Origin of the sequence: Clostridium beijerinckii, from assembly GCF_008705175.1 — a bacterium.
GTDB classification, from domain to species: Bacteria; Bacillota; Clostridia; order Clostridiales; family Clostridiaceae; genus Clostridium; species Clostridium beijerinckii.
This window is the reverse complement of the sequence record NZ_CP043998.1, coordinates 3,200,382-3,219,096: the sequence shown is the minus strand read 5'-3', so window position 1 is coordinate 3,219,096 and position 18,715 is coordinate 3,200,382. Positions and strand designations below refer to the sequence as shown.

Genomic DNA, 18,715 nt, shown 5'->3' with positions numbered 1-18,715 from the left:
TAATGAACAAAACACATATGAATGTTGATTATTATAAGATAAATCAGTTTACAGGAAGTAGATTAGGTACATAAAGGAGATATTTTTATGGATAGACGTATTGAAAAATCAAAACAGGCTATTATGGGTGCTTTTATCAAACTCATGTCGGAAAAAGATTTTGAAAAGATAACCATTAACGAAATTGCAGAAGAGGCAAATGTAAACCGTGGCACTGTATATCTGCATTATGAAGACAAATTTGATTTGATGAATAAATGTATAGATACTCATTTAAATCAATTATGTGACAGTTGTATTTCAGATGGAGAGAGTAGCAATTTTGACTCCAAAGCGTCGCTACTTCAGACGTTTCAATATCTAGAAAAGCATGCCATTTTCTATTCAAATATGCTCACTAACAAAGCTATGCCTGCTTTTAGGGAACGTATTTTAACAATGGCTCTTAAAAGTATGGAAGAACATCTTGACATGACTGGAAGCAATGAAAATATAAGCAAGGATATAATGGCTCAATATGTTGCTTCAGCTGCTGTTGGTGTAATGGAATGGTGGATTGTAAATTCAATGCCTTATCCAGCAGCGTATATGGCGGAGCATTTGTGGCAACTACTAAAACGAGAACAAATAGAGGGATACATATGATTATCTCAGTTAAAAAGAAAAAGAGCTTTTATTAGCATAAATAAGTTATTGATACAAATGGAGCTCATTTAAAAAAATAATAATTTAAATGGAATATATAGGGCAGTGTAGGAATTAAATTTTCTGCTTTGCCCTTTTTGTTAAATTTAAGAAATTAAGAAAGATAGCATTACTTATTTTTATTACACTACTTGGTATTGTAACATTTGCAAATTGTCCACCATTTAGCTTTATAATTTTTACCTTCATAATTAACAGTATCTCCACTTACATAGGCTTTATTGACATCCCAATTAGCATAAGTTACAGATGCAGAGACAATCACTGTGGAAGCCTTTGTTGTTGATGACTTGGCTAATACTGACATTTGTGGTAATGCAAACGATAATACTAAAGCGAAAGCAAATAACTTTTTTAATTTCATGTATTTCATAATACATCAACTCCTTCTATATATTTTTGAAATGTATATAAATTATACGTTCCCACTTAAATGTTATTATTTAATTAGTATTTTGGATTACTTGGTGTAGCCGCTCCAATTAATTCCCAAACATCAGAAGCACCAGGTTTATCACCTTGAGTCCACCATTTTGCTTTGTAATTATTGTTGTTATAAGAAACAATACTTTCAGCTACATAAGCTTTACCACTATCCCATGCAGGATAAGAAGTACCAGGATTACTTGGGGTTGCTGGATCCGTTGGGTTAGTTGGGTTAGTTGGATTACTTGGGTTAGTTGGGTTTGATGGAGTAGTTGGATTACTTCCACCAGCAAGTTTGTTTGCCATTAAAGATGTTAAAGGAAATCCATTTGGGTCATCACCTGAAATTTCCCAAGCAATCATTCCGCCATAACCGTTATTTAATACATAATTACATCTTTCTGTAAGAGATTCTTCATCTTCATATGTGTACATAATTCCTTGTGATGCATTATATAGATAAGGAACTTTAGCATATGGATCTCTATATTTTACGTAACCTGATGTTTTTTCCAATTCCTTCATTTTGAAATAAGGGTTTTGTCCACCTGGAGATTGTGCATTATCCCACGTACCTACTGGTGCACCATTTGCAGAAGCAAATAATCCAGGTAGGCTTCCACCATTGTTCACAACATTTTTCCATCCTCTTGAATAGAATGGAGTTCCAACATTTAGTTTGCTTGCAGGTATATTATAAGTGTCCCTGTACAATTTCATTGCTGAATCAGTATTATATTTATTTTTTATATCTACTGGAGAAGTTCCAGATGGATCATTAGGATTTGGATATATTGCAGCATGATGATGATTAGTAGTTGTTTCCCAAGCCCCATGCATATCATAAGTCATAACGTTTATAAAATCTAAGTATTGAGCGTAAACGTTAGGTTCAGTATATTGTGCTTTATCATATCCAGATGGTGCTGCTATTGTAAGCACCTTTACATTTGGGTATTGAGATTTGTAATACTTATATTCGCCCATGTGTCCTCTAAGTTTATCTGCATCCCAACCTTCAGAATGTGGGAAAGATTTATCAAAATCTGCATAAGAATCAGTAGTGGCGAGTTTAAAGCTTGAATCCACTTCAAAGAATGCATGGTTGATTACAGTGACCTTGTCCCAAGGCAATTGATCAACAGATATACTGCTGTGAGCTGCATTGTAGGTACCCCAATTAGGAAAATAAACGACAACATTTTTTTATCAGATTTTTCTGCTGCTTTAGGCATTAGTGTTATTTGCGTGAATGTAAGTAGAAAGACTACAAAAAAAGCAAGAAATTTTTTTAATGTTACGTGTTTCAAAACACATCAACCACTCTCATATAATCATTGGAATTTTTGGAAAGCAACTTTAATAATAAATTGTTCACCTCCCTAAAACAGTAATAGAGAATTTTCTCTTGCGTAATAAACAATAAAATATTTCACGCCTATATTTATTGCCTATTACTTTGTAAAAAAATAAAACTGTAGGAAATTTATAGAATATATGATTGTACTATATTCAATACGAGAAAAGTGTAATTTTTGTGTGGGACAAAATTAACTTTTTTTAGTAAAACATTTAAATTTAACCACAACAATATATACAAATGTAATAAAATGTAATATAATTACTTATATTGTAAAATATAAATACTTAATAGGAGAGGAGTGTAATAAATTATGGTTTATTATTTATAAAATCTATATATTAGAGCAAAGTTAAGTATATGAGAATGGTATATTTTGTAGTTATGGTAGTTTGTATAAAGAGGTATTTATTATGTAGGGGGGAAAAGTATTGTCAGATAGTAAACTATTTTATGATGATACTAAAGATAACGAATCAATATATGGATACATAGAAAGAATTAGAAACGGTGACGTTAAATTAAAAGATAAATTGATAAAAGAGTATTTACCATTTATAGGTAAGTCTGTGTCTAAAGTATCAAAAAAATATGAAGATATAAGATACAGCGATATATTTAGTATAGGAATGATAGCTTTTAATGAGGCGTTAGATAATTATGATGAAAATAAAGGAAAAAACTTTTTCGCTTACTGTGACATGATAATAAGAAGTAGAATTATAGATTATTATAGAAAAAGTGAAAAAGAAGAAAAAGCATATCCATTTACTTATTTTGAAAATGAAGATGAAATTAATTTTGAGGAAAAATATTTAAGATGTAATTCATTTAATCAATATGAGAATATAGAAACACAGGATGAAATGGAATTCTTTCAAAAAAAGTTGAGTGAGTTTAATATAAACATATATGATATTGGAGAAGAAATTCCCAAACACAGGGACTCTATTATTATGTGTATAAAAATTGCAAAAGAATTATGTGATAATGATTACTTATATGGAAAATTGATTCGAAATAAATCAATTCCGTTAAAGGAATTAGTGTCAATGGTTCAGGTACATAAAAGAACCATTGAGAGAAATAGGAAATTCATAATTGTAGTAAGCTTAATATTTAAAACAGAATTTACGTATTCAAAGGAATATATAGAAGATTTTTTTAATGGATCTAATGCATAGGTAATTGTAGTAATAACAATTTTATTCAAGTGTGTCTCAGAAAGAATAATGATCTTTCATGCATTCGATTATACAATAAATGTATAATTTGTTCTAATTTATAATTTATCCCACTTAAATAGAATCTTTTTACGTATAATATAGTGTACGTTAAAAGTAATTAATTTAGGAGGTGATATGAAAAAAGTTCAGCAAAAAGGTAACAAAGTTTAATAAAAATTTATGTAAATAAGGGGGGAGTAAACTACTACTACTAATAATAATAAATAGAGGTATAGGGGGAATCTTTATGAAAAGAAAAAAACAACTAATTATGTCATTAGTTATTTCTTCACTTATGGTTTCATCATTTATTCCAACAGTTACAGCGAAAGCTGATACAGGATGGAATCTTGCATGGAGTGATGAATTTAATGGAACAAGTATAAATACATCAAATTGGAAATATGAATCTGGCGGAGACGGTTGGGGTAATAATGAACTTGAATATTATACCAATCGATCTGAAAATGCAAGAATTGAAAATGGAAATCTTGTTATAGAAGCAAGAAAAGAAAATTATAGTGGGATGAATTATACTTCTGCTCGCTTAAAAAGCCAAGGATTAAAAAACTGGACTTATGGAAAAGTAGAGGCAAGAATGAAGTTACCAGCTGGACAAGGTGTATGGCCTGCATTTTGGATGTTAGGAGAAAACATTTCTCAAGTTAGTTGGCCAAAATGTGGTGAAATAGACATTATGGAACATATAAATAATGAAAGTGCAATACATGGAACTATACATTGGGATAGCACTGGTAACAATACGCATGCACAGTATGGCGCTGCTTCACCTAATATCGATGTAACTCAATATCATGTATATTCAATTGAATGGGACGCTTCATCAATAAAATGGTTTGTAGATGGAACACAATATTTAGAAGCTAACATAGCAAATAATATTAATGGTACTGAAGAATTCCATAAACCATTCTTTATATTATTTAATCTAGCAATTGGAGGAAATTGGCCAGGTAATCCTGATGGATCAACTCCATTCCCAGCTAAAATGTATGTAGATTATGTTCGTGTATATCAGCACGGGGATAATAATCCAACACCAGCACCTACAGCACCAGCTGTTCCAAGTGGATTGTCTGCAGCTGCTAGCAATCAATCTAGTATTAATGTGTCTTGGAACGCATCATCAGGTGCAACAGGCTATGATTTAAAAGTTGATAATAACATTATTAGTAATGTAACATCACCTTATGTTAATAGTGGTTTAACTGAGAATTCAACACATACTTATGCTGTTAGAGCTAAGAATGCTAATGGAACAAGCAGTTGGAGTAATTCTACCAGTGCCACTACTAAGGCTTCAAGCAATCCTACGACTGGAAGCTGGGCTCCTAATACTGCATATAAAGTTGGTGATATAGTTTCTTATAATGGTAAGAATTACAAATGCATTCAAGCTCATACTTCATTGGTAGGCTGGGAACCATCAAATGTTCCTGCTTTATGGGTATTAATATAAATGCAGAATATGTAGACTGGGTATTCCATGAAAAGGATACAGCACTTACAACTAATCAAGTAAAGGCTAAGGTTGATAGTTATAGAAATCAAGTTGTTACATTTAAAGATACTGTAGATTAATATTTTAAGTTATGTATAGTAATGGATAAATATTAATAGATTAAATGTATATAAAAGAGAAAGCATAAACCTTAAAATAGATCTCTATAAAAAGGGGCAATGCAGCTTCTAGAAGATGATTTCTGTACTTTACAGGAGTCATCTTTTTTAGATTTAATTGTGAATGGCTAGTATTATAGTAGATTATGTATCATTATGCTTCCTTCATATGCTCTAATTGCAATATGAATATTAATAGGGAAATTAAATGTTTTATAAAAGGGTTCCAGTTTACTGATATTTTTGGCAAAATAAATAAAATCTTAAAGTGAGGGAGAGAAAAGTATTGAGTAAAAAGAAATTTTTTAAAAAGATAGTTTCAGTCATGGCTATGGCAAGCCTTATGGTTACAGGAATGGTATTAGGTAATTCAAATAGTGCATCTGCGGTAACAAGCAGTAGTATTCCCAATCATGTACTAGTAGGCTACTGGCACAATTTTAATAATGGGTCAGGAGACATTAAACTCAAGGACGTTTCGTCAAACTTTGATGTTATTAACCTTTCATTTGGAGAACCAACATCTGTTACTTCGGGGGATATAAGGTTCACCCCATATAATGAAACAGAGACTGAGTTTAAAAGTGATGTTCAATATCTTCAAAGTAAAGGAAAAAAAGTATTGTTATCTATTGGAGGACAAAATGGTGAGGTTCAACTAACAAGTTCCACATCTGTTAATACCTTTGTTAATTCTGTAAGTACTATTATTGATAAGTATGGATTGGATGGATTAGATGTAGATTTTGAAGGACATTCTCTATATTTAAATGCAGGGGACAAAGATTTTAAAAATCCAACAACACCTGTTATAGTTAATACAATTAGTGCTTTAAAACAATTAAAGGCTAAGTATGGTAGTAGATTCGTATTAACTATGGCACCTGAAACATTCTTTGTACAACTAGGACATACGTACTATGGTGGATTAAATTCATATGTCGATAACAGAGCTGGAGCATTTTTACCAGTAATATATGGACTTAGAGATGAGTTGAACTGGCTTCAAGTGCAATATTATAATTCAGGTTCAATAAATGACATTAATGGTAAAGCTCAATCAATGGGAAGTGGAGAGTTCTATGCTTCTTTAGCAGATATGCTTTTAACAGGTTTTAATGTAAATAATGATTCTAATTATTTCTTCCCAGCATTAAGACAAGATCAAGTAGTTATTGGTGTTCCATGTTGTAATTCTGCTGGAAATGGATATGTTTCAAATGCTGAGGTACAAAGTGCTTTAGATGGATTAATCAATGGTGGGACAGTTGGAAGTTATAAGATTAACAATAAATATCCTAATTTAAGAGGCCTTATGACTTGGTCAATAAATTGGGATCAATATACAAACTCTAATTGGTCTAATTATTTTAGAGGTTATTTTAATAATTTAACTCCACCTGTAAATAAACTTAATGCAGCAGTACTAAGCTCTTCAGAAGTTATTAATGGAAGCTATTCTATATCAGCAGTAGTTCCAAAAAATAATACTGCAACTTCTTATAAGATTTATGAGGGAACAACAGTAGTAGCTTCAGGAAATTTAACAGCTGGACAACCTGCTAAGACGCTTAACTATAATGCCATATCAAAAGCTCCAGGGGCATACATCTACAAAGCTGAATTAAGTGATGGAAGCAATACAGTTCCTTCAAATCAAATAACTGTAACAGTTCCAAAAGCAGGAGATAACACATTACAACCAGCAATATTATCTGCTAGTTCAGTAAATAATGGAGCATATACTTTAACGGCTGTAGTTCCAAAAAATAATACTGCAACAAGCTACAAGATATATGAAGGAACAACAGTTGCTTCTACGGGAGCTTTAACTTCAGGTGTAGGCGAAGTTAGCATTTCTTATGCTATTACTAATAAGGCTAAGGGAAGCTATGATTATACAGTGGTTCTATATGATAGTACAAATTCTGTTAACTCTAACAAAGTTACAGTAACTGTACCAGATTCTGAATCTAACAATGCATGGGTTGCAAATCATGCATACAAAGTTGGAGATATTGTAACTTACAATGGCGGTACTTATAAATGTATTCAAGCTCACACTTCATTAGTAGGTTGGGAACCAAGCGCTGTACCAGCTTTATGGCAAATCCAATAATAGATAAAGGGAGTTGTAGTTTTATGTAAAAGAATGAGCTAAGATTATCTTGGCTCATTTTTTTGAATTTGCATGTAATATAAAGTATTTTAATTTGATGAAAGTAGTTAATAAAATAAAAAAGATGCTGCATCAAATTTTGATACAGCATCTTTTTACAAATCTTATGGTCTAATTTATTACCAACCTACATTAATTATTGCATACTTAGGGTCAGCTACATGCAATGTGCTGCTGAAGTCGAAAACATCATCATAACAGAAGCCGTATGATTTGTTTTCATAAGAATGATCATGCCAGAATTTTGCAAAGCAATTTGCAGGAGCAGCTTGATAGAAATAAGCTGAGTTATTCCAGTGTGCAGGATCAAGCATTACATGTCTGTTAAATGCTGCACAAACCTGTGCTTTGATAGCTTTTTCATCTAGGCAATGTGATACTGAGCACAAGCAACAGCGTTATGAGTTGTAGTAAATATGAGGGCTTGAGGGCAAAATGATTTTTTGATAAAACTTTATATAAGCATCAACTATTTATGTTAAAATATAGTTACTATGTATAGAATATGTAATTTAATTATTTGATTGCTAAATTAAGGGTAAAGGGAGAGAAATTATATGATAGAGTTATATATTATAATAATTTTAGTAATTATTATTGTTTTAACATTAAAGAAGAGTAAATACGATAAAAGCAATTACAAAAAAGAATCAGGAAATGGTTTCTTTGGAGTTATGATGGACAAGGGGAAATATGGAGAGTATCTATCCTTCAATATTTTAGAAAAAATAAAAGGGGAGCATAGAATACTTACTAATGTATACTTACCAAAGGAAAATGGAGAAACAACAGAGATTGATTTAATATATTTGCATGAGACAGGAATTTATGTTTTAGAATCAAAAAATTATAGTGGTTGGATCTTTGGAGATGAGAAAAGTAAGTATTGGATGCAAACTTTAAAGAATGGACAGAAGGAAAAGTTTTATAATCCAATAAAGCAAAACAATACTCATATAAAATACTTAATAAAATTATTGAAAGTAGACGAAAAGTTAGTAAAGTCAATTATAGTTTTTAGTGAGAGATGCATTATAAAGAAAATGGAAGTTCACTCAGAGAATGTAAAAGTTATTAATAGATATACCTTAAACAAAACGATAGAAAAGCTTATAAGTAATTCTTCTAAAGTATTTGCAGCAGGTGAGATTATTGAGCTATATTATGAATTAAAGTCTTATACATGTGTTAGTAAAGATGTAAAAGAAAATCATATAAAGCAGATTAAAGAAAAACAAAATTTGAAATGTAATTCAATGAATTTGGGTTTAATAGAAAAAGAAGATATTAAAAGTAAGAATAGTGATAGAGAAATTATAGATAATGTAGAAGAAATTAAATTAGTGGAAAAAGAAATTAATAATGAAAATGAAATTGTAGAAAAGCAAGATAAAGTGACCTTAGATATAAATAGAAATGATGTATGTATAGGAAATCTTGTTACAAGAAAAATTAGAGAAAAGTTAGATGAATCTGGTGGACATGCATCTATTAAATTATTTAGAGGTGATTCTTGTGAAATAAGTTACGATTTAAATAAAAATGGACTTGTTTCACCTAAGATACCTGTTCCAGATCAATTAACATGGGAAGCATTTAATGCAGCCGTAGAAGTTGTAATAAATAATGGGGGGAAAGCGCCAAAAGGAAGTGCTAGATCAAAAGGAGCTAGACTTGGAAATGATAAGCTTCCAATGAATTCAGTGGAAGGCTATGTTGCACATAAGGTACATGGAGTGAAAGAAGGACAAAGCGCATTTGGCCCAGGCTTTGTAATATTTGCGATTTTAGATTGGGCAGGTATATGCAATAATGAAAAAGGATTCTTAACTATAAAGCCTTCATTCTTGATGGAACTTGAAGAAAGTAAAAATGAAAAGAAATCAATATAATGATTATTTATTTATATTTTAAAATATAAATAAATAATCGAAACTTATCTGTATTAGTATTATTGTGGTGGTATAATATGATAAAGGTAATTTTATACACTTTGAGGTCGAGATATTTTTAAAAATTGGAGTTATAAAAGAATCATTAAGTATGATCTATGAATAATTATAAGTATATCCTATATTTTAATAGAAATGGAGTTAATATATTATGGCAATTTTTTCACCGGTTCAAGTTAATATAGTTTTATTTATTTTATTGCTTATTTTATTTGGACATACTTATTTTAATATGAATAGAAAAAATATAACCAATAGATTATTTATGTGGATAATGGGATTAACAGCATTTGCCATAATGCTAGAGATTTTAAGCGTTATATTAAATAATCCAAATTTAAAACAATTTATGGTAATGCAAAAGATTGTCAATGTTCTTGGATTTTCAGTGACTCCTATCATTCCATTTCTAGGATATATATTCAGTAAAGAATGGGTAAATAGGTATCAGAAAGATAAAATCAAACTAAATAAAATACTTTTATTACCGCTACTCATAAATGGGATAATGGCATTTGTAAGCTATAGTGTAAACTTGCTTTTTTATGTAACTAGTGAAAATACTTATGAACGTGGACATTTATTTTTTATATTACCTTGTGTAAGTTACTTTTACTTTGGGTACAACTTATATTTTATTTACAAACAGCGTAAAAGGTTTTCTTGGTGGGAGCTTCGTATATTTAATTTATTCTATATTGCAGCAGGAGTATTTACAGGTATTCAGATTGTATATTCTAGTTATCTAACTATTTGGAATGGAACTGCAATGATGATAGTTATTATTTATATCTTCATATTAAATGATCAGGTACATAGAGATAGGCTGACGGGATTAGAAAATTATTCATCCTATGAACGCTATATTGAAAATATATCTTTTAAGAGGATTAATAAGCTTTTTATAATTAATATTGATATAGATGATTTTAAAAGTGTTAATGATAAATTTGGGCATAACGAAGGCGATGAAGCACTTAAAATGTTTGCTAATCTACTAATTGAGAGTTTCTCGCTAAGAAGAAAAAAATTGATACGTGTAGGCGGAGATGAATTTTTAATTTTATTAGAAGTTGAACGGCAAGAAATAGTTGATAATTATATTCAAAATTTAAATAAAAACATTGAGGCATATAATAAAACTAAAGAGAAACCATATGAACTTAAATTCAGTTATGGAGTGGCATGCTGTAGTAACGCTAAGGAAGATATCCATGACATTTTGAAATGTGCAGATAAATTGATGTATGAGCAAAAGAAAAGTAGAAAGATGAAGTTATAATTTAGCACGTAAAATTAAAAAAGATAAGAATTTAGAAAATTACAAGCTTTATTGCTGGTATATTTAAATAGTGGTAAAATTATTATTGAAAAATAAATTTTAAGATATAATTTAGTAGAAACTAGACAAGATTATAGCTTGAATTGTAAGGAAGTGAGAAACGTGGAAAAACAAATAATAGATCTTAAAAGAGATGCATATAAGAAGCTATTAGAGTGGAAAAATAATCATAATAATAAGGTACTATTAGTAGAAGGTGCAAGACAGGTAGGAAAAACTTATTTAGTGAAAAAATTTGCGAGAGAAAATTATAAGCATTTAATATATATAAATTTGTTGGAAGAAACAGGAGAGGACTTACTTACAATTTATAATATAATAAAAGAAGAACGTCTATCAGGAAAATTAGACAGGGAAAAAACAAATACATTAAAAGAGATGTTTAAGAGATTCTCTAATAATTTTGAAGACAATGAAGAATGCATAATTATAATAGATGAAATACAAGAATCTTATAAGATTTATAATATGATAAGGCAATTTGCAAGGGAATTTAAGGCACATTTTATCATGACTGGAAGTTATTTGGGAAGAGTTGTTATGCAGAAAGAGTTTTGGTCTCCAATGGGTGATGTAGACTTCCTTGAAATAAAGCCATTATCATTTACTGAATTTGTTAATGCGCTTAATTTAACACAATCTTATGAGTCATTAGATTTGTATGGAGATGGCGATAAAAAGGATTATGATTTATTTTATGATAAATATAAAGATTACTTAGAAGTTGGCGGTTATCCAGAGATAGTATGCGAATACTTAAGAAACCATAAGGAAAATATTAATGATTTGTTTGAAAAATTATTAAGAGTATTTTGTGAAGAATCTTCAAGATATTTTGATGGAGATATATTGACTACAAGAGTGTTTGAAGACTGCATAAGCGCAATAATTGAAATTCTAGCTAGAGGGAAAAAAGGCATTAAGGAAAGCAGTTATACGGAAGAATTACAGCAAATAATAACCAAACAATATTCAAGTAATATCACGAAGGAAAATTGTAATAGAGTACTTCAATGGTTTTACACGTCAAAATTTGTTAAAGACTGTGATAAGCTTATAGATTTTGAATTTACCAATATAAAAAAGAGACAAAGATATTTCTTGTCAGATGTTGGTATGGCAAATTATGTGATGAAAAAAGCAAACCTATTAGCATCGGAATCCGGTGGGTTATTAAATGAAACGTTTGTTTACCACTGTCTTTTGGATAAGATATCTACAGTTCCTATGTTTGGGATCTATGGTGATGGAGAGCTTGATTTTGTCTACAGAGATAGGGAAAATGGGCATGTTTACGGAATAGAAGTTAAGGCTGGTAAGAATCCAGGTAAAACCATAACAAAATCACTAGCTAATGGAAAAATTAATTTTGCAGTTTATCTAAAAGGGGTAACGCAAGGTGGAATTGCAAACAAGACTTATACAATTCCAATATTTTTATTTCCAAGATTTGAGTTCAGAAAAATATAAAGATATCTATGATAAGAGTTTATGTAATGTAAGCTCTTATTTTATGGTAAAATATACTTATAATATAGATTAATTAACACTTTTACGTGTTTATAAAGATTGGATTTATGTAAAAAACGGTGAAAAATACAGCAAGGTTTGTGATTTAGCTTAAAAGGAAGTGATTCAAATTATTAAAAGATGTGAATGGGTGACAAAAGAAGAATTATATATTGAATATCACGATAAGGAATGGGGAGTGCCTGTATATGATGATAGGAAACTATTTGAAATGTTGTGCTTAGAAGGAGCTCAAGCAGGCTTAAGCTGGTGGACTATTCTTAAAAAAAGAGAAAACTATAAAGAAGCTTTTGATAATTTTGAGGCTGAAAAGATAGTGAAATATACTGAAGAAAAATTAGAACAATTAATGCAAGATAAAGGCATTGTTCGTAATAGAAGAAAAATTGAAAGTGTTGTAACTAATGCAAAAGCATTTCTGAAAATTAGAGAAGAGTGTGGCTCGTTTTCCAATTATATATGGAAGTTTGTAGACAATAAGCCTATCATTAATTCATGGAAAAGCATAGGAGAAGTTCCGGCTTCAAATGAATTAAGTGATAAAATGAGTAAGCAACTAAAAAAAGATGGTTTTAAATTTGTTGGAAGTACAATTTGTTATTCATTTATGCAAGCAGTAGGAATGGTTAACGATCATACAACTGAATGCTTTTGCTATACAAAATTAATTTAGTTAAAAATATTATTAATAAGAATCATGTAAATTAAATAATATGATTTTTATATAATACGATGCAACTAAATGGAGTAAAAAGTGTAATTTTAAAGTAGAAAACGAGGAGGATTTTACATATGGCAATAGAAAAAGTTAAAGAGTATTTCAAAAAATATGGTATTGATAATCGTGTGCAAGAGTTTGACGTGTCAAGTGAAACCGTAGCACTTGCAGCAGAAGCATTACATTGTGATCTATGCAGGATTGCAAAGACGCTTTCATTTATGGTAGCTGAAAATCCTATTTTGATTGTAGTTGCTGGGGATGCGAAAATTGATAATCCAAAGTACAAAGCACATTTTAAGGCAAAAGCAAAAATGCTTACACTAAAGGAAACTGAAAACTTAATTGGTCATGCCGTTGGCGGAGTTTGTCCTTTTGCTATAAATGAAGGTGTAAAAGTCTATCTTGATGAATCATTAAAAAGATTTCAAACTGTGTTTCCTGCTTGTGGAAGCGGTAATAGCGCAATAGAGGTGACCATAGAAGAATTAGAAAAGTATTCTGGTTATGATGAATGGATTGATGTTTGTAAAGGTTGGAACAATTAAAGAAGTTGATTATAATATAGGGATTTTAATATCAACATATGAAACTTGTGGTAAAATAAGTAATTTAAATAAAAATGTTATATAATTAGAGATAGAATATTTAAAAAGTAAATAATCTATCTTTTTTATATTTTAGAAATAAATTATTAAATATAGAGTCTGATAATTCGTAAGAAATGAGATGAATATTATGAATAATAAAAAGTTTTTTTACAATATGGGATTTAATCATATAAAAAAGGCTAGTTTTAAAACAAAATTAATATCATCATTTCTGATTATTTCCATATTACCAATCTTATCTATTGAGATATTTTCTTATTATTATTCTACTAATAAAATAGAAAATAAAATATCAAGGCTAATGGATTTTAGTCTTACACAATCTGCTAAAAGTATAAACACTACTCTTTCTTCTTATGAAGATTTAGATATGCAGATTGCCAGCGATGATGAACTCACAAAACTGATTGATAAATATGATGTTGGAAATAATACGGATATAAATACCCAAGTGGCATTGAATGATATTAAAGGCAAATTAACTGTTTACGCTTATTCAAAACTGGGAATTGTTAATATTGATATACGTACTAATAAAAATCATAAGATAGCTTCATATAACAGAATAAATGGACATGCAATACCAGATATCTGGAAAAGGTATGACGATATAATTGAAAAAAATGATTATGAAGATGAGACTAGCAGATACGGAACAATATGGAGCGGAATGTCATATACGCAGCCATTGGTAGAAGAAACGTATGATTTGATCAATGTGTATTCAAATATAATTGACTTTACAAGTGACAGAATAATTGGAGTTCTTTGTATAAGCATAAATGAAGACGTTTTACAAAAGACTTATAACTTAAATTCAGATGATCTGCATGCCAATAATATCAACGTATATTCATTAATTATAGATAATGAAGGTACAATAGTATCTTATGAAGATAGAAATTATATTGGGAAAAATATATATTATTTAGCTAATAAAAAAGATAGAAATTCAGAGGACCTAAACAATACCATAATTAATTCTCATATTGTAAAAGGAAATTCACTAATTGTAAACACTAAGAGCTTAAAAATAAGTAACTGGTATATTGTTAATATAATTGATGAAAATAAATTATTTTCCGAAGTAAATCTGAGCATAAGAATTATTATTATAGTTATTGTTATAGTAATACTCTTTTTCATATTTTTTATAATGCTAGTTTCAAATAGGTTGACAAGCTCCATAAGAAAAATTGTTGCGGCAATGAAGAAAGCTCAGAAAGGAGAATTATCTGTAAGGATAGAGGAGGATATAACTGATGAGTTTTCTATAATTGCACTAACCTTTAATAAGATGATATCTCATATTAATGAGTTAGTTGAAAAACTTAGAATTCAGATGAATTTAACTTCTGAAGCAGTAAAATTGCAAAAAGAAGCAGAAATAAGAGCGATTGAGGCTCAGATTAATCCACATTTTTTATATAATACTCTTGACTGTATCAATTGGATGGCAATTGAAAAGGAGGAGTATGAAATTAGTAAAATGCTTAAAAGTTTAGGTCAAATACTAAGATATTCAATTAATCAAAGTAATAAAATAGTTTCTTTTTCACAGGAAATTCAATGGCTTAAGCAGTATTTATATCTTCAGGAGAGCAGATTTGATAATTCATTTAGAACTGAAATTAAGTTCCATGAAGAATTATTGGAATTTAAAATACACAAGCTTATGCTGCAGCCACTAATCGAAAATTCTATTATACACGGCTTTGAGGGTTATACATCTGGAGGTATTTTAGAAGTGTCAATTGAAATGAAGGAAGCGGATATAGTGATTTTTATAAAAGATAATGGAAAAGGAATGGATGGTGAGAAAGTAAAATATATTAATAGCCTTGTAAGTGAAGCCAAGATTATTAATAAAGGAGAGCATATTGGAATAGAAAATGTAATATCAAGACTTAGAATATATTATGGAGATTATTATAAGTTCAATATAGAAAGTGAAATTGGCAGAGGGACAAGTATTTGCATTAGAATACCTAAAATAAAATAATTATATAAGATATTTCTTAGAGTTTCTATTCATAATATATGTTGGATATATTAAAAATAACTAAGTTTTCAGGGGGAAGTATATGAACATTGTTGTTATTGAAGATGAGATTAGGACTAGAAGAGGAATTATAAAATTATTACCTAAAATCAACGAAAATTATCATGTTATAGGGGAAGCAAATGATGGCTTAGAAGGTTTTAATATAATAGAAAAAACAAAACCACAGGTAGTTATAACAGACATTAAAATGCCTGGATTAAACGGATTAGAGATGCTTAAGAAGCTTAATGAATCTGAAATTAAGGTTAAGATGATAATTATTACAGCGTATTCAGAATTTGAATTTGCCAAGAAAGCTATTTCAGTTGGAGTTACTGATTATTTATTAAAGCCCATAACAGTTGAAGACTTGAAAAATGTCTTTGAAAAAATAGAAAAAGATATTGATAGGGAAATAGAAAAAGAAAGTTATCAAAGAATTAACATAATGACTTTTGAACAAATGATAATAGAGATGATAGAAGGGAAAATAAAGATTAACAAAGTATATGAACACTATTCAGGTAAGATAAATGAATATAATTTTAATTATGTTATTGTAGCCAAATTACTTAATACTCATGTTGAAAAATATAATTTATTAAAAGAATGTATAGATAATTTGTTTAAGCATATTGAAAATTTAAAATATATTCTTATAGAGTATGAATATAATAATGAAATATTAATCTTATTTGCATCAAAAGATTCGGAAGTAAATATTGAAAAAGAATTAAATAAGAAATTATTCAATTTATTTCGTGATAATGGATTTGAAAACTGTATTGTTGCTGGTCTTTCTAAATTAATTTCAATTGATGAACTTGCGAGTAGAGTGAAAGAAATAAACAGGAATTTAAAATGGTCATTGTTATTGAAAAAGGATGTTATAGTTACTGAGAATGCTATATCAAGCATATGCACTAAAACTTTTAAATATCCTAAGGAAATTGAGCAGTTAATTATGGCTGCAATTGGTGAGCAGGACTATATTAAATTAAGTAATTTAATAAATAAGTTTTTAAGTTATTGCAAATCAGGCAAATATCATCCAGATAGTATCATAGATGGTGTAGATTGTTTCGTGATTTCAATAATTAACATAATGAAAGATATTAATTATGAGTTGTTTATTAAAATTAATAATGAAAGAATATTAGAAAAAGTTAAAAATAGTACAAGCTGGTGTGAAATAGAGGATATTTTAAAAAATATAATAAATATAGTGTCTGAATTAAATAATAAAGATTCAAAGGCATCATACAGTTTAATTGTATATAAGACTATTAATAAAATAATAAATGATTATGCAGAATGCATTTCATTAGAAAATATAGCAGCAAGCCTTAATGTCACCCCTGAATATCTTTCTACATTATTTTATAAGGAAGTAGGAACTAATTTTACAAGCTATTTAAAGGAATACAGAATAAATAAATCCAAGGAATTACTTATTAGCAGTAATTTAAAAATAGGAGAGATTGCTAAGAGGGTTGGATACAATGATCCAAAATATTTTTGTAAGGTCTTTAAAAGCGTTACAGGTGTTTGTGCAGGAAAATACGTTACAATGCATAAATAAAATTGATTAGTTTTTTACACTTTTATTAAAACTTTGGAATTGGATTAGGATATTTTAAGAAATATAATGATAGTAACAGATGCGCATCCTGTATTGTATATGTTTACATTTATCTAAATGAGTTTATGTCGAAGATATGAATTTTAAAGTGGGGGGATTAAATTGAAAAAAACCATATCATTAATAATAAGTGCTGTACTTTCTTTAGGTTTGATTGGCTGCGGATCATCAAGTACTCAACAAACTGCTAGCAATACTAACGGGAAGGTTACACTAAAAGTTTGGAGTTATTATAACGACAATGAAAAAAAATCATTTAATAATTTAGTTGATAAATTTAATAAGTCTCAAGATAAAGTAGAAGTAGTAAATGAATATGTACCATTTGCAGACATAAAGAAGCAGTTTTCAGTAGGAATAGCAGCACAAAATCTACCAGATCTTGCTGTTATAGACAATCCTGATCATGCAGCATTTGCAGCAATGGGAATGTTTGAAGATATAACAGATAAAGTTAAAGACTGGGATGAAAAAGATAATTATTTTGAAGGTCCATGGAAGTCAACAATGTATAACGGCAAAAATTATGGAATTCCTATGGATAGCAATTGTTTAGCGTTATTTTATAATGAGGACCTTCTTAAGCAGGCAGGAGTTACTCCTCCTCAAACATGGGATGAGCTTAGAACAGCTGCGAAGAAACTTACAAAAGATGGGGTTTATGGTTTGTCATTATCTGCTGTGAAAAGCGAAGAAGGTACATTCCAGTTTATGCCTTTCTTATTATCTTCAGGAGGAAGTGTAGAAAAAGTTAATTCTCCAGAAGTAGTAAAATCACTTCAATTGTGGACAGACCTACTTAAAGATGGGTCTTTAAGTAAAGAATGTATTAATTGGGATCAACCTGGTGTTGAGAAGCAGTTTGCTACAGGTAAAGCAGCTATGATGATAAATGGACCATGGCAATTTTCAACACTTAAGAGTGATGCTCCTAATATGAAGTGGGCATGTGTAAAAATTCCTAAAGATCAGAAATATGCTTCAGTCCTTGGTGGTGAAAACATAGGAATTGTTAAAGGGCACCATCCTGAAGAAGCATGGGAATTTTTAAAGTTTATTGGAAAGGCTGATAATGTTAGAGACTTCATAAATAATACAGGATATTTTCCACCTAGAAAAGATTTAGCTAACGATAAAGTTTGGACTGAAGATCCTAATAAAGCAGTTTTCATGGATCAAATGCAGTATGCTATGCCTAGAGGACCACATCCAAAATGGCCTCAAATATCTGAAGCAATTTACACTGCATACCAAGAATCTTTGACAATGCAAAAGAGCCCTCAAGAAGCATTAGATGAAGCTCAAACAAAGATTGATGCGGTATTAAAGTGATTTGTAA

General features: G+C 29.6%; 16 protein-coding genes and 1 pseudogene. 13 read left to right on the top strand and 4 right to left on the bottom strand.

Annotated elements, in window-relative coordinates; all coding sequences use genetic code 11:
• The first annotated feature begins 87 nt into the window (after positions 1 to 87).
• On the top strand, positions 88 to 645 hold the full coding sequence (locus F3K33_RS14410; protein WP_039768711.1) for a TetR/AcrR family transcriptional regulator: 558 nt from the start codon (positions 88 to 90) through the stop codon (positions 643 to 645).
• Positions 646 to 832: 187 nt separating this feature from the next.
• Here F3K33_RS14410 and F3K33_RS14405 read toward each other — a convergent pair whose 3' ends face one another.
• On the bottom strand, positions 833 to 1,078 hold the full coding sequence (locus F3K33_RS14405; protein ID WP_039768709.1) for a carbohydrate-binding protein: 246 nt from the start codon (positions 1,076 to 1,078) through the stop codon (positions 833 to 835).
• 74 nt (positions 1,079 to 1,152) lie between these two features.
• Positions 1,153 to 2,220: a glycosyl hydrolase family 18 protein gene (locus tag F3K33_RS14400; RefSeq protein WP_373866803.1), complete on the bottom strand. Its 1,068-nt coding sequence runs from the start codon at positions 2,218 to 2,220 to the stop codon at positions 1,153 to 1,155.
• A 702-nt stretch (positions 2,221 to 2,922) separates the two neighbouring features.
• On the opposite strand from F3K33_RS14400, the gene sigI reads away from it, so the two are divergent.
• The 3 genes from sigI to F3K33_RS26410 all read left to right on the top strand — a co-directional run bounded on the left by sigI (position 2,923) and on the right by F3K33_RS26410 (position 5,319).
• Positions 2,923 to 3,675, top strand: a complete 753-nt coding sequence (sigI, locus tag F3K33_RS14395; protein ID WP_039768707.1) for an RNA polymerase sigma-I factor — start codon at positions 2,923 to 2,925, stop codon at positions 3,673 to 3,675.
• 289 nt (positions 3,676 to 3,964) lie between these two features.
• On the top strand, positions 3,965 to 5,197 hold the full coding sequence (locus tag F3K33_RS14390; protein WP_039768705.1) for a family 16 glycosylhydrolase: 1,233 nt from the start codon (positions 3,965 to 3,967) through the stop codon (positions 5,195 to 5,197).
• Positions 5,182 to 5,319, top strand: coding sequence for a hypothetical protein (locus F3K33_RS26410; protein ID WP_017210088.1), 138 nt, complete (start codon positions 5,182 to 5,184; stop codon positions 5,317 to 5,319). Before F3K33_RS14390 ends, F3K33_RS26410 begins: the two co-directional genes overlap by 16 nt.
• Before the next feature lie 100 nt (positions 5,320 to 5,419).
• On the opposite strand, the pseudogene F3K33_RS26785 reads toward F3K33_RS26410, so the two are convergent.
• Positions 5,420 to 5,509: pseudogene (locus tag F3K33_RS26785) on the bottom strand (IS3 family transposase); the annotation flags it as partial.
• 135 nt (positions 5,510 to 5,644) lie between these two features.
• On the opposite strand from F3K33_RS26785, the gene F3K33_RS26650 reads away from it, so the two are divergent.
• A complete protein-coding gene (locus F3K33_RS26650) occupies positions 5,645 to 7,477 on the top strand; it encodes a carbohydrate-binding protein (RefSeq protein WP_039768703.1) in 1,833 nt (610 codons plus the stop codon).
• Between the two features lie 179 nt (positions 7,478 to 7,656).
• On the opposite strand, the gene F3K33_RS14375 is transcribed toward F3K33_RS26650, so the two are convergent.
• Positions 7,657 to 7,926 (bottom strand): beta-1,3-glucanase family protein, encoded by a 270-nt coding sequence (locus tag F3K33_RS14375; RefSeq protein ID WP_243141301.1) that lies wholly within the window; start codon positions 7,924 to 7,926, stop codon positions 7,657 to 7,659.
• Between the two features lie 168 nt (positions 7,927 to 8,094).
• Between F3K33_RS14375 and F3K33_RS14370 the strand changes: the two genes are divergently transcribed.
• From F3K33_RS14370 to F3K33_RS14335, 8 genes are all read left to right on the top strand, one after another.
• On the top strand, positions 8,095 to 9,429 hold the full coding sequence (locus F3K33_RS14370) for a nuclease-related domain-containing protein (protein ID WP_039768701.1): 1,335 nt from the start codon (positions 8,095 to 8,097) through the stop codon (positions 9,427 to 9,429).
• Between the two features lie 211 nt (positions 9,430 to 9,640).
• Positions 9,641 to 10,771, top strand: coding sequence for a GGDEF domain-containing protein (locus F3K33_RS14365; protein ID WP_039768699.1), 1,131 nt, complete (start codon positions 9,641 to 9,643; stop codon positions 10,769 to 10,771).
• Between the two features lie 162 nt (positions 10,772 to 10,933).
• The gene (locus F3K33_RS14360) at positions 10,934 to 12,301 is read left to right on the top strand and encodes an AAA family ATPase (RefSeq protein ID WP_039768697.1); all 1,368 of its coding nucleotides are present in this window, start codon (positions 10,934 to 10,936) and stop codon (positions 12,299 to 12,301) included.
• A 160-nt stretch (positions 12,302 to 12,461) separates the two neighbouring features.
• On the top strand, positions 12,462 to 13,034 hold the full coding sequence (locus F3K33_RS14355) for a DNA-3-methyladenine glycosylase I (protein WP_174775795.1): 573 nt from the start codon (positions 12,462 to 12,464) through the stop codon (positions 13,032 to 13,034).
• 119 nt (positions 13,035 to 13,153) lie between these two features.
• Positions 13,154 to 13,627: a YbaK/EbsC family protein gene (locus F3K33_RS14350; RefSeq protein ID WP_039768694.1), complete on the top strand. Its 474-nt coding sequence runs from the start codon at positions 13,154 to 13,156 to the stop codon at positions 13,625 to 13,627.
• A 190-nt stretch (positions 13,628 to 13,817) separates the two neighbouring features.
• The gene (locus F3K33_RS14345) at positions 13,818 to 15,692 is read left to right on the top strand and encodes a sensor histidine kinase (protein WP_039768693.1); all 1,875 of its coding nucleotides are present in this window, start codon (positions 13,818 to 13,820) and stop codon (positions 15,690 to 15,692) included.
• An 82-nt stretch (positions 15,693 to 15,774) separates the two neighbouring features.
• Complete coding sequence (locus tag F3K33_RS14340; protein ID WP_023976075.1) at positions 15,775 to 17,316, top strand: response regulator transcription factor; 1,542 nt, start codon at positions 15,775 to 15,777, stop codon at positions 17,314 to 17,316.
• 162 nt (positions 17,317 to 17,478) lie between these two features.
• The gene (locus tag F3K33_RS14335; protein ID WP_017210700.1) at positions 17,479 to 18,708 is read left to right on the top strand and encodes a sugar ABC transporter substrate-binding protein; all 1,230 of its coding nucleotides are present in this window, start codon (positions 17,479 to 17,481) and stop codon (positions 18,706 to 18,708) included.
• Positions 18,709 to 18,715: the final 7 nt, after the last annotated feature.